The 11666-nt window shown below is 56.2% G+C and carries 12 protein-coding genes and 1 pseudogene; 11 read left to right on the top strand and 2 right to left on the bottom strand.

Features of this window, described 5'->3' with window-relative positions:
- From istB to CLG94_RS09835, 4 genes are all read left to right on the top strand, one after another.
- Window positions 1-582 (top strand): IS21-like element helper ATPase IstB (istB, locus tag CLG94_RS09855; protein WP_204593540.1); only part of this gene is annotated, 582 nt, incomplete at its 5' end.
- A 525-nt stretch (window positions 583-1107) separates the two neighbouring features.
- Window positions 1108-1776, top strand: a complete 669-nt coding sequence (locus CLG94_RS13645) for a peroxiredoxin family protein (RefSeq protein WP_320414620.1) — start codon at window positions 1108-1110, stop codon at window positions 1774-1776.
- A 16-nt stretch (window positions 1777-1792) separates the two neighbouring features.
- On the top strand, window positions 1793-3271 hold the full coding sequence (locus CLG94_RS09840) for a multiheme c-type cytochrome (protein WP_161954129.1): 1479 nt from the start codon (window positions 1793-1795) through the stop codon (window positions 3269-3271).
- A gap of 356 nt (window positions 3272-3627) precedes the next feature.
- Entirely contained in the window at window positions 3628-4839 is a 1212-nt protein-coding gene (locus CLG94_RS09835; protein WP_107563091.1) for a hypothetical protein, read from the top strand.
- 36 nt (window positions 4840-4875) lie between these two features.
- Here the strand turns inward: CLG94_RS09835 and CLG94_RS09830 are convergent, their stop codons facing one another.
- Window positions 4876-5484 carry an SRPBCC family protein gene (locus tag CLG94_RS09830; RefSeq protein ID WP_107563089.1) on the bottom strand — a complete coding sequence of 203 codons (609 nt, stop codon included), beginning with the start codon at window positions 5482-5484 and terminating at the stop codon, window positions 4876-4878.
- Between the two features lie 369 nt (window positions 5485-5853).
- A complete protein-coding gene (locus tag CLG94_RS09825; protein WP_107563087.1) occupies window positions 5854-6300 on the bottom strand; it encodes a nucleotidyltransferase family protein in 447 nt (148 codons plus the stop codon).
- Between the two features lie 563 nt (window positions 6301-6863).
- Between CLG94_RS09825 and CLG94_RS09820 the strand changes: the two genes are divergently transcribed.
- The 7 genes and pseudogenes from CLG94_RS09820 to nhaA all read left to right on the top strand — a co-directional run bounded on the left by CLG94_RS09820 (window position 6864) and on the right by nhaA (window position 11595).
- Window positions 6864-7145 carry a glycogen-binding domain-containing protein gene (locus CLG94_RS09820; RefSeq protein ID WP_107563085.1) on the top strand — a complete coding sequence of 94 codons (282 nt, stop codon included), beginning with the start codon at window positions 6864-6866 and terminating at the stop codon, window positions 7143-7145.
- Window positions 7146-7502: 357 nt separating this feature from the next.
- A complete protein-coding gene (locus CLG94_RS13840; protein WP_107563083.1) occupies window positions 7503-7826 on the top strand; it encodes an ISAzo13-like element transposase-related protein in 324 nt (107 codons plus the stop codon).
- A pseudogene (locus CLG94_RS14025) lies at window positions 7750-8032 on the top strand (ISAzo13-like element transposase-related protein); the annotation flags it as partial. The gene CLG94_RS13840 and the pseudogene CLG94_RS14025, both read left to right, overlap by 77 nt.
- A 46-nt stretch (window positions 8033-8078) precedes the next feature.
- On the top strand, window positions 8079-9038 hold the full coding sequence (locus CLG94_RS09805) for a prohibitin family protein (protein ID WP_107563079.1): 960 nt from the start codon (window positions 8079-8081) through the stop codon (window positions 9036-9038).
- A 104-nt stretch (window positions 9039-9142) separates the two neighbouring features.
- Window positions 9143-9406: an isoamylase early set domain-containing protein gene (locus tag CLG94_RS09800; RefSeq protein WP_107563077.1), complete on the top strand. Its 264-nt coding sequence runs from the start codon at window positions 9143-9145 to the stop codon at window positions 9404-9406.
- A 158-nt stretch (window positions 9407-9564) separates the two neighbouring features.
- Window positions 9565-9987 carry a c-type cytochrome gene (locus tag CLG94_RS09795; protein ID WP_107563075.1) on the top strand — a complete coding sequence of 141 codons (423 nt, stop codon included), beginning with the start codon at window positions 9565-9567 and terminating at the stop codon, window positions 9985-9987.
- 258 nt (window positions 9988-10245) lie between these two features.
- Window positions 10246-11595, top strand: a complete 1350-nt coding sequence (nhaA, locus tag CLG94_RS09790) for a Na+/H+ antiporter NhaA (protein ID WP_107563073.1) — start codon at window positions 10246-10248, stop codon at window positions 11593-11595.
- The last annotated feature ends 71 nt before the right edge of the window (window positions 11596-11666 follow it).

The raw sequence follows: 11666 nt of genomic DNA, 5'->3' as shown, positions 1-11666 counted from the left end.
CTGAGGACCCTGGAGACGACGGACCTGACCAAGTGGCCGGGATTCGAGGTCACCCAGGTGCGCGCGTACGCTGAGTGTCAGTACATCAGCCGGCGGGAGAACCTGGTCCTGTTAGGGAAGCACGGTACGGGAAAGACGCATGCGGCCACGGTCTTGGGTGTCGAGGCCTGCCGTAAGGGGTATCGGGTGCTGTTCACGACTGCTGCGCACCTGACCACTACGCTGATCGAGGCGAGAGAGGAGCGGCAGCTCACGCGCGAGTTAGCCAGGCTGTCGCGCTATGAGCTCCTCATCATCGACGAGGTTGGCTACATCCCCTTTTCTGCCGAGGGGGCCCAACTGTTGTTCCAGGTCTTTTCAGATCGCTACGAGAAGGGGTCGATGATCGTGACGTCGAACCTGGCCTTTGCGCACTGGACGAGCGTCTTCGGCGATGCCTCGCTCACGGCGGCCCTGTTGGATCGGCTCACCCATCACTGTGCGATCCACGAGTTCGGCTGGGAGAGTATCCGATTCACGGACAGCCTGAAGCAGAAGAGCCTGGCTCACAAGCCTGCTCCTCGTGTTGTGGCTACTACCTAATCCTGATCCGATGGATCGACGCGGCGGGGCGTGACACTACGAACGAGCTGAGGGTCGTCTCATCGATCGTTGTTGCTGGGCGATCCTAGTGCGAGAGATTCTGGTGCGAGAGTCTCAAGGTATCAAACGGAAGGAAGGCGACAGGCCTGTGAAGCGTCCCGCTGTGGTAACGACCCGCAACCAGTGCGGATTTCGACCGCAGCATGGAAAAGCCTCCGGCTTTCCCATGCTTCCCACAGGCCCGACTATCACTGAACAGAGGTGGGTTCCTTTTGCTTTATCACGGTGGGTCCCTTTTGCGTTGTCAAAACGAGCTGAAGTGGAAAATGATCCTGTCCAGCCTTCATGGGCGGGGGTATTGTAACTACTCAGGTAGATAGGCTGAAGGCTGAAGGCTTTTAGGGGTAAGTCATGCGTGATCAAAGAAAACTCAGAAAAGATCTTGAATGGCTCGATTCGGGCCTTGCGAGATAATTTAGAACCTTCAGTCTTCAGCCTAAACACCTGAGTAGTTACTTATGAACTATGATTGGCTCAGAGCTGGCGCAAGACCAGCGACAGTGGGTAGCAAGAAGTGAGAGTAAGGCAGTGAAGATAAACCGACACCTCTCAAGAAAGAGCCCTGGGTGGGTGGCCGTTCTTTTACTCGGCTGTATGCTCGTCGCCTCCCCGGTTATCTCTGTCGGCGCTGGTCAGGAAACCGTCTCCATAGATAGTTCCCTGGAAGCCCTCGGGTTCATTAAGCTCCGAAACGAATCGGTTGCTCCCGACTTTACACTCCAGGACGTGTCAGGGAAGTCGGTCCGGCTGGCTGACCAGCGTGGAAAGGTCGTCTTCCTGACCTTCTGGGCAACCTGGTGAGGCTATTGCCTGAGGGAGTTTCCCTCACTCGAGCGCCTCTACCAGCAGTTTCAGAAGAACGATTTCGTCGTGCTCGCAGTGAACATCGCCGAGCCGCCCGACCAGGTCCGGAACTATGTGCTCAAGCATAAGCTCACCTTTCCCGCTCTTGTGGACACCAGCTCAAGCGTCGCCAACCTGTACGGGGTTCGCGCCACGCCAACCCGGCTCCTGATCAATCGCGACGGGAAGGTCGTGGCTGGGAGCATCGGGCCGAGGGATTGGGCGGGAGATGATGCTCAGAGGCTCATCGGAATCCTTTTGGACGCCGGCAAGACGCCCCGCAAGAGGTAAGGAGTGGGCGCCATCGATGAACTACCCCGCGGCAAGCTACGGGGTATCGACTTCTGTACTGGCCCGTCATTCCGTGCTTGACACGGAATCCAGTCGGGCCCTCTGGATACCGGCTTCCGCCGGTATGACGAACTCGCGGCAAGCCGCAGGGTATCGACCCTCGACGAGAATGAAACGGCTTCTTCTGTATACCGCTGTCGTGATCGCAGGCCTGGGGCTTTCGGTTGGCGCATGGGCGATGAAAGACCCGCCACCCGCTGCCGATGACGACGCGCAGCTTGAGTTTCTCACGCGCCATTGGCAGACGCCCATCCCGCCTCAAGGTAAGCCGCCCGCCCATTTCTCGTCGATAGAGGCATCTCTTGACCCGGAAAGTTGCGCCGTCTGCCATCGAACTCAGTACGAGGATTGGAGCAGCAGCCTCCACAGTAAAAGTATGGGGCCGGGCGTGATAGGCCAGACGATGGAGTTTATCCATGGTGATCCCAATATGGCGATCCTCTGCTACAGTTGTCATGCTCCTCTCACCGAGCAGCAGGAGAAGGTCGTGAAGAAAGGCGGTGGTTCCCCCTCTCTGTTCAAGAAGCGCCGCGCCGTTGCGACGCCATTGCCGAGCGCGTCAGGGGTCTGGGGCAGCACCGCGTTGAAGTTCAAAACGAACCGCGCCTTTTCGGCCTCGCTGCAGCAAAAGGGTCTGACCTGTGCCGGGTGCCATGTTCGGAAGCACCAGCGCTTCGGGCCGCCAAAGCGGGACGGCTCGATTGAGAATTCCGCTCCGGTAGCACAGCTCCCCCACGCCGGCGCCATCAGGACGGCGGCCTTTGAGCGATCCGAGTTCTGCAAAGGGTGCCACCAGTTCGAGCCGAGTGGGTCTGCCCTGAACGGTAAGCTGCTCGAAAACACCTATAATGAATGGAAAGAGGGGCCGTATGCGCTGGGAGGGATGACCTGTCAGGGCTGCCATATGCCGGAGCGGCGGCATCTATGGCGGGGGATCCATGATCCTGAGATGGTCAAGCAAGGCGTATCCGTCCGTCTTTCGGTAAATAAGGAGCGCTACCAGGTCGGCGAGCAAGTTCAGGCTGAAATCACGCTGGCTAATACCGGGGTTGGGCATCATGTCCCAACCTACGTTACGCCGAAGATCATAGTCCGATGGGAGTTAGTAGATACGGATGGTAAGCAGGTGAATGAGAGTGTGCAAGAGGAACGGATCGGGCGAGAGGTCACGCTTGATCTGACACAAGAACTCTTTGACACCAGGATTGCGTCCGGTAAAAGCCGTACTGTTCGCTACGCGAGAACCATCGACCGGGCGGGGCTCACAATGCGTGCCTCCGTAGTCGTGGTGCCAGACGATTTCTACATCCAGTTCTTCGAGGCGATCCTGCCAAGAGTCAAGGCGAAGGAGCCTCGGGCCCTGGTCGAGCAGGCCATCCGTGAGGGCCGAGCAAGGTCCTATATCCTCTTCGCGAAGAATCAAACGGTGTCGTGATGCGGCGAACAGCAGACAGTTTGTTACCCAAGAACAGCGATAGACTGCACAATCACTAGCTTCTTTCTGTCATTGCGAGCACCAGCAGGGTGCGTGGCAATCTGCGAGATTGCTTCACCTCGTTCGCAATGACAACTTTGTATCTCTGTGCTTGGGTGTCATTCCGGGCTTGACAAGCCTGCCACGTACTTGATACGGGGGAATCCAGCGCCTCTCTGGATTGCCGCTCCCCGTTTCAAGCATGCGGGGACAAGCTTCGCGGGGATGAAGACCATTTGGCTTAGAGGCGGCATCCGGCGGGGAATATGAAGCGGGGATGTTGCCGTGGTTCGATCGGCTGACAAGGAGGAGGGTACGTGAAGAGACAACTCATCGCGTTTGTGGTCATCACGCTGCTGGCCGGTGGCCTGGCCTGGGGCTCTGACTATTATATGAATCATGGGCACTGGTACGCGAAGGAGCCGGAAAAGGACTTCGCCCTCGCGAGACTTCTCGCCGATATTCGGACGTCCACTTCGCGGTATCAGGACCTGGAGCAGGCGAAAGCGGATGGGTACGTGCAGATATCGGGAAATGTGCCGTTAGAAGGCTACCACTTTTACAAGGCAGGTATCACGCAAATTGATTATGCCCACCCCTCCACACTACTTTACACCGAGAGGCAGGGGCAATGGCAACTGGTTGCGCTGAAATATACAGCCGCTGGAGCCCGTCCCGCCGAGAGCCCGTTTACCGGAATAGACTGGGATCGGAGCCTGGCGATCTGTCGCTATGCGGACTGGCAGGAATATCGATCACTATCCCGAGAAGGCTGCCCTCAGATTCATCCTGAGACGAAAAGCTCATTCACTGCCTGGTATCCGGACATGTGGGCTATCCGTCTCTGGATCTGGTACCCGAATCCGTACGGGTTGTTCGCAAGCATGAACCCTCTTCTGGCCCCGTTCGATGATCGAACGATCCCGCCGGACGAAGCGGGAAGCTGGGAGACATGGAAAGCGCATACGGAGTTCTCGAACTTTAACCATCACTTTTCCGGATGGCTGGTACTCGTCATGGGTATGGCGATGACAGGCTCCGCCCTCTGGGGAGGTCAGAAGTCCAGGTTCGCCCATCTATGGCCTCTGCTGACGCTAAGCGTAGCAATGTTTATCCTTTACCGGAGCGACCCGGAGTATTGGCCGTTCGGCCCAAAGACGCTGACCGAACTCCTGGGTGACCGGGAGGCCATCGAGCATAAGCTCTCCGGCATCATCGTCCTCGCCATGGGGTCTGTGGAATGGCTGCGGGCGCGCCGTATACTCTCTCATTCGATATGGGGAATGATCTTTCCGTGGCTCGCCATCATGGGAGGGGTGACCCTGTTATTCCATCTGCATCCGATCAGCAACTTCAACTACGTCGGGCGAGCCAATTCGCCTCACACGACCGAGGGGGTCACCGCGCTCCTTGCCGGTATGACGTATCTCATGGGAACGTTAGGGATTATGAAACAACGCTGGTGGGGGTTGGTTCCGGCTCTCTTCGTGATCCTTATGGGCGTGCAGCTAATCGTCTACGTCGAGTAGAGGCGCCGCAAAGGCGGTGCGACTGCTACGCACGTCTCATTTCTTCTTCCACGTCCCGTCGGATTCGGTGCGCTGCTTCAGGCCCAACAGCGCATCAGACAAATCGTTCCTGATCAGGAATTCTTCCACTAACCTGGGGACAAAGAAGCCGCTGTTCAAGGTGGTTGTGTATCGAAGAATGGTCTTATCCTGTCTATACGGGAGGATCTCCCACGCACCGAACGTCTCCGCGATATCGTGTTTCCTCGATTTATCCAGCGTCCAGTTCACTGTCCTCTGCGCGGGCGTAAAAATCAGATCGATCGTATAGCTGATCACGCCGAGCGGAACGCGAACCGTCTCGGTGACCTTCATGGTGCTTGTTGTCTTTTCCAGAACCTCAACCTTCTCGAGCCGCGGCATAAATTCGTCGAACTTATGATAGTCCAGCATGACCGCCCACGCGACGTCCGGTGGCTTGTTAATGATGCAGTAGGCTTTGACTTTGGCGCCGCGCGCGCCGTCCCCCGTGGGGTAGGTATCTGTCTTGACCACCACGCCACCCTTTTCCATCCTGGTTAATTCACCTGCCGTAAGTCCAGTGGTTGCTGACTCACCCGTCCCTAAAGAGGCTGCCTGAAGCAGTAACAGGGTCGCGGCAAACATGAGGGATTTTCCCTTGGGCCTGTGTAGCACGTGAAAGAGCCTCCAGTGTGGCGCATCGTCCCTTACACGAGCGTATAAACGCTCCAGCGCCTTTTCTCAGATGATATCTCGGATTGTAACTACTCAGGTGTTTAGGCTGAAGGCTGAAGGCTCTAAATTATCTCATAAGACACGAATCGAGCCCCTCAAGACCTTCTCGGGGTTTTAAATAATCACGCGGCTTACCCCTAAAAGCCTTCAGCCTTCAGTCTATCTACCTGAGCAGTTACGACAGGCCAATAAACGGGTTGCGCTGTTAATCTATATTCGGTTCTTTCGGGTCTCGTGTGGGTAGAGGTTGGGTTTTTAGCGCATAGTATGTACTTGGCTTTACGCTTCCCCGAGCACTTCCAAGTCCGCGATGTCCTTCATTCTACCAGTCGCACGTTTGTTGGCAATAAACTGTGCCCGGCCAATGTAGTACACCGGAATATCCCCGTAGCGCCCAGCGGTCCTGCCTGCCCACGCCTCGTCCCAGGAGACACCAGTGATCGAGGTGATCAGATCTATGCGCACAGGAGGTGTACCGAGTTGTATGACCTGATCCACGTGCTCAAAATCGTTTGGAGTCAGGCCCACGGAGGTGAAGCCGAAGGCCTCGAGTGCGGTGACGATGCGTTGAGCATTGGCCGCATCAGGCCTCACGAGGATATCAAGGTCGCCGGTGAAACGTGGTGCGCCGTGAAAGGCGAGCGCATACCCGCCGACAATCAGGTGCTCAACGCGGTGGGCGCTGAACAACGCGAGCAACTCTCTGAAGTCTGGTTGCGTTTCCATAATATTGTCCGCGCAAATAGTCGACGGTAGCGACGCGTTCTTCGGGCGTTTTACTCAGCCAGTAGGCTAAGTCAGCTTGTGTGGTGGCGTGCTCTTGCAAGTGATATTTCCTGGTAATCTTCTGTATCATGGTTGTATTCTACCACACCTTTCTGTCGAGGAGGCAGTTCTGTAACCGAAAGGATTAACCGACTGGAGCCCTCACCAGAGGGACCGAGGTCCAGTTGAATTCCCAAGCAGTACGTGTCGTGCGCCCAGATTACGGTGCTGGCCGGAGTCGACCAGTCACCACGGGCGCTGGTAGCGACGCTGAAGGATCTACCGGTGTGATCCCACATCCGCTGCAGTATGCCTTCGCCATCCCACCTCCCATGCTGTGCAGTTCAGACGTTTCAGATTAACCAGAGTAGCCGTTAAGACCTGCGAGCTCTCCAGGGAATCGCGCGGTACGTTCCAGGCATAAAGAACTTGCCTATTTGCGATCCATTGTGTAATTTCATCACTGATGAGCTCAGCATGAATTAGCTCCGCGCAGAAACCTTGGGCGCGCTACATGAGCATTGATGACAGAGGGATTGGCTATGGGAAGGATTGCCAGCTTCAGCTTTCGCTGTCCTGGAGCCGGGTCGGTCATCCTGGCGGGGGATTTCAACGGCTGGAATGTGTCGGCCCACCCGATGGTCTATGACGGCATCCAGGAGGTATGGACCGTCGCGCTTCCGTTAGAGCCTGGCCGATACGAGTACAAGTTCTTCGTGGATGGTCGGGTGTGGTGGAACGACCCCTCCGCACCAAAAGTTCCCAATGTCTGGGGGAGTGAGAATTCATACCTCGATATCGAGTAGGGGGCACAGAGCCTGATTGACCTTGACTGCACTCGATTTAGGGCTATAGTGAGCGTTAGTGTAACGCGTCGACACATCTGAAGCTGACGCCTGCTGAGGTCGCATGTTCGCATCGAATGGTCTCTTCGTAGGGTGTTGTGAGGTTGTCGCCGATCATCAAAATGACTTCTTAGGACATAACGTTGTGACAGGTTATTCCAGAGGGGTCCGGAGATAGCGTCTAGCTATTTTCGGAGGACAGAGGGTGGTCGGGCCGCCATCCGCGAGAGGCGGAGGCGGCTTTTTTTTAACCTGAGTTCAAGTTTCTAGCGCAACACCTGTATCCTGGGATAGCTCAAGAGAAAGGAGTTGTGCTGGATGACAACTTACAAGAGACTCACCTTCGCTGAGCGCGAGGAGATGAGCCGCCAGGTAGCGGCAGGGTGCGGGGTCCGAGCGACGGGCGGCGATCGCAAGCCGATCGCCCTGAGAGACCAGAGCATCATGAAAACGCTGGCGGAAGGCGCGGCCTATCCAGATCACGACCGGCAATTTCAGCATCTCAGTCGTCACGTTCATCATTTCTTGAAGGCGGGCGACCCCATCATCTCGGTCGACACCAAGAAGGTGGAACAAGATCGAATATCGGTTATTTTCCTACATCAGCATGAATTGGAGAGAGCGTCCGTTGATGAGCCATGAAGTTGTGGTACAACAGATCGGTGCGACCATGCCCAAGACAGGATTGAAGGTCAAAGCCAAGCTGGACACACGGGAGTATTCCCTCAAGATCAAGGTCTCGAATGAGGAACTGGCCGCTCTCAACATCGAACCCCCATAAGTTCCACGGGGAATGGAACTATACGATCAAGCTCAGAAAGCTAAAGAAGTCGAAGCGGTTAAGTTGATCAAGTTGTTTCGCGTAGGCTCATAGAGCCGGAAGGGGTATATAGAATGGATGAGAGAGAGATCTTCATGGCCAAGAAGGCAGTGCAGTCTGTACTGATGAAAGGCCCTGTGATGCTAGCGCTGATGTTTGCAGCAATTCTGGTCGGTTTTATGATTTTACATCCATGGGTTCAGATTGGTGCAGGTGAAAGAGGGGTTGTCCTTAATTTTGGCGCTGTTCAAGAGATTGTGCTTGGAGAAGGACTGCATTTCAGGGTGCCTATAATGCAAAGCGTTATCCCAATGGATGTCAAGGTTCAGAAGGCAGTGACTGATGCCGCATCTGCATCGGCTGATCTTCAGGATGTGACTTTGTCGGTTGCGCTTAACTATCATATCCTACCTGAGAAGGCAAATGTTGTCTATCAAACGCTTGGAGTTCAGTTCAAGGTGCGTATTATAGACCCTGCAATACAAGAGGTAATGAAGGCGGTGTCGGCCAAATACACAGCGGAAGAGCTTATCACAAAGAGGCCAGCGGTAAGCGAGGCAATAAGAGCAGCCCTTTCAGAAAGACTCCTAGCGTATAACATAGTAGTGGATGCGTTTTCTATTGTCACATTCAGCTTCTCACGAGTATTTACTGAGGCTATTGAGGCAAAGCAGACAGCAGAACAGCTTGCACTGAAGGCAAAGAGAGACCTGGACAGGATAAAGGTAGAGGCAGAGCAGACGATTACAGCAGCCAGGGCAGAGGCAGAGTCCCTGAGGCTGCAGAAAGCAAATATTTCACCGGACCTGATAGAACTGAGAAAGATAGAGGCCAATCTCCGGGCTATAGACAAATGGAATGGCATACTTCCCCAGGTTACAGGCGCTGGGGCTGTGCCGTTTATTGGCGTAGGTGGGCCGCAGGAGAGTAGGGAGATCAAGGGGAGCAGGGAGAGCAGGGAGAGCAGAGGGAGCAGGGAGAGCAAGGAGAGCAAGGGGGTAGGCGATCAGTCATCAGGATCTGTAGCTAAATAAGCGATATATTTCATCGCCGCCCTGGTCGGCCGGATCATGACCGATGGAATCCGGATAGACACTTCAGACGGCTTATACGAGAAGTGGGGCTGGGAGGATTCGCGATGGGAAAGGTCGTAAGCTTCAGCTTCCACTGCCCTGGAGCCCAGTCGGTGACCCTGGCAGGGGATTTCAACGGCTGGAATGTGTCGGATCACCCGATGGTCTACGACGGCCTCCAGACGGTCTGGATCATCTCACTATCCTTAGAGCCTGGTCGATATGAGTACAAATTCTTCGTAGACGGCAAGGAGTGGTGGAACGACCCTTTTGCCCCAAAAGTTCCCAATGTCTGGGGGAGTGAGAATTCCTACCGCGACGTCGAGTAGGGAGCGCGTTTGAGAGAATCGTGGACGAGTTCCGAGTTTCCTACTTCAACGGCAAGCAGCTTAACAATTCGCTCAACACGGACGTGCAATAGCGACGCTTCCCTCGGCTTTTGTACGCCCGTTAGGTCAACGTTGGACGGCGCAAAGGAGGGCTTGGGATGATCGCGAGGCTAACTAGAATCGCTAAGGGAACCGCTGTCCTCGCGTTCGCTGTCAGTCCGATGCTCGTCTCGTGCCGTGGCGCTTCGGAGCCGGTTACCGGACAGGCCCTCTATCTTCGGCATTGCGCCTCATGTCACGGCGAGTCAGGAGACGGAAACGGTTCGGTGGCAGCATCCATGCGGCGACACCCATCCGACCTTCGGCTGATCTCGAAGCGCTACGACGGGCGATTTGATGAGAGCTATGTGATGCAAATCATCGACGGCCGGCGCGCAGTGGCCGAGCATGGGACCAGGGAGATGCCTGTCTGGGGGGCGGTGTTCGAGGATGAGCATCGACGTGAAGGCTACCCTGCCTACACCTCGCTTCTGCACTCACGAGCCCTCACCGACTACCTGGGTTCGATTCAGCAGGAGTAGTGCGTATCCCCACGCTAGGAGCGCCACGGGTGACGCCGCCTGCGTGGGTCCTGGTGTGTAATACCAGTCGGAGAGCCGGATGCGGTAAATCCGCACGTCCGGTTCGATGAGCAGAGTCGGGAGACGGAGTGATGGGACGGATTGAGGCGCCGGTACAGCAGCGAAGGCTTCCGACAACAGCGATTCCCCGTTCCTAAGACCACCGCACCCTTCTTCGACTCTACCGGCAGAGACCTTGTCAGAATTGGGTGCCGCAGTATGTTGCAACAACCTCAACACTCCAACGACCTGGCTCGCCTGCCCGCGAAACCGGTCGATCGCATCATCGAGCCGCTCGCGCGCTTTTTGCGTATCGAGGCAGCCAGTGGGTTTCTCCTGCTTTTTGCTACATGTCTTGCGCTCGCTCTCGCCAACTCACCTTTGGCAAATGCATTTCTGGGCCTGTGGAAGACTCCATTCGGTCTCACGTTTGGTACGTTTGAGATGAACCACTCTTTAAGGCATTGGATCAACGACGGTCTCATGGCGATTTTCTTTTTCGTGGTTGGCTTAGAAGTCAAACGCGAATTAGTACTCGGGGAACTCAGGGACATGCGAACGGCCGCGCTCCCCATCATTGCAGCGGCGGGCGGCATGGTCGTACCGGCTACTCTCTATCTCGCGGGCCAACTCGGACAGCCCGGCGAGCGCGGCTGGGGTATTCCCATGGCGACCGACATCGCTTTTGTCGTTGGTTGTCTGGCGGTCTTGGGGACACGGGTCCCGCAGGGCTTGCGTATTGTCCTCCTTTCGCTGGCGATCGCTGACGACGTCGGCGCCATCCTCGTCATCGCTATCGGCTATACAAGCCACATCAACCTCGCTGCGCTTTTCTTGGGCTTGCTGGGTCTTGGTGTCGTGAGAGGACTGGCCCGCCTTGGGGTGCGCAGTGTCCCGATCTATTGCATCGTTGGGACGGTGATCTGGTTGGCGTTCCATGCATCCGGGGTCCATGCCACGATTGCCGGCGTGATCTTGGGTCTGCTCACGCCGGCCCATGTGTGGGTCAGTGCGGGCCGCCTGCACGCGATCGTCCAGCAGTTTACTGCGTATGTTGAAGGGGAACGCTGGAGTAATGAGGGGAAGAACCACGCGGCGTTGCGTGATATCCAGGTGGCGGCACGAGAGATTTTGTCCCCCCTTGAACGGCTTGAGACCGCACTGCACCCGTGGGTGAGCTTTGTGATCATGCCCCTCTTTGCGTTGGCAAATGCTGGGGTATCGATCAACCTCACGGACTTTCGTGAACCCGTTGCGGTGGCGGTCATGGTAGGCCTAGGAGTCGGCAAGCCTGTAGGCATTGTAAGTTTTAGTTGGCTGGCGGTGCGCTTGGGCATTGCCAAGCTGCCTGAGGGTGTGAACTGGAGCATACTTACAGCGGGCGGCATACTGGCAGGTATCGGCTTCACCATGGCGCTATTCATCGCAGGCTTGGCGTTGGAGGGCGTATTGCTCAACGCCGCCAAGGTGGGGATTCTGTCTGGGTCGGCATTGTCCGCGGTGATAGGGACCCTGCTCTTGTTTTGGCTGCTTCCAAGGCCCGTCTCCTCGGCAAAATGCACCACCTGACCGAGGCTGTCCAGACGACGGCTTACAGCGTCCGCTGCGCTCCCGCTGTGCGGCGCGAACACTCGGTAAGA

This window comes from Candidatus Methylomirabilis limnetica, assembly GCF_003044035.1.
Classification (GTDB): Bacteria; Methylomirabilota; Methylomirabilia; order Methylomirabilales; family Methylomirabilaceae; genus Methylomirabilis; species Methylomirabilis limnetica.
Note: the sequence above shows the minus strand (reverse complement) of the source record. Positions and strands in the feature narration are given on the sequence as shown.

What these genes read in the sequence shown, in the direction of transcription:
- CLG94_RS09840 (WP_161954129.1), top strand. Translation starts at nt 1,793, where the DNA reads ATGAACTACCCCGCGGCAAGCTACGGGGTATCGACTTCTGTACTGGCC.
- CLG94_RS09830 (WP_107563089.1), bottom strand. Translation starts at nt 5,484, where the DNA reads ATGTTTGCCGCGACCCTGTTACTGCTTCAGGCAGCCTCTTTAGGGACG.
- CLG94_RS09825 (WP_107563087.1), bottom strand. Translation starts at nt 6,300, where the DNA reads ATGGAAACGCAACCAGACTTCAGAGAGTTGCTCGCGTTGTTCAGCGCC.
- CLG94_RS09820 (WP_107563085.1), top strand. Translation starts at nt 6,864, where the DNA reads ATGACAGAGGGATTGGCTATGGGAAGGATTGCCAGCTTCAGCTTTCGC.
- CLG94_RS13840 (WP_107563083.1), top strand. Translation starts at nt 7,503, where the DNA reads ATGACAACTTACAAGAGACTCACCTTCGCTGAGCGCGAGGAGATGAGC.
- CLG94_RS09805 (WP_107563079.1), top strand. Translation starts at nt 8,079, where the DNA reads ATGGATGAGAGAGAGATCTTCATGGCCAAGAAGGCAGTGCAGTCTGTA.
- CLG94_RS09800 (WP_107563077.1), top strand. Translation starts at nt 9,143, where the DNA reads ATGGGAAAGGTCGTAAGCTTCAGCTTCCACTGCCCTGGAGCCCAGTCG.
- CLG94_RS09795 (WP_107563075.1), top strand. Translation starts at nt 9,565, where the DNA reads ATGATCGCGAGGCTAACTAGAATCGCTAAGGGAACCGCTGTCCTCGCG.
- nhaA (WP_107563073.1), top strand. Translation starts at nt 10,246, where the DNA reads ATGTTGCAACAACCTCAACACTCCAACGACCTGGCTCGCCTGCCCGCG.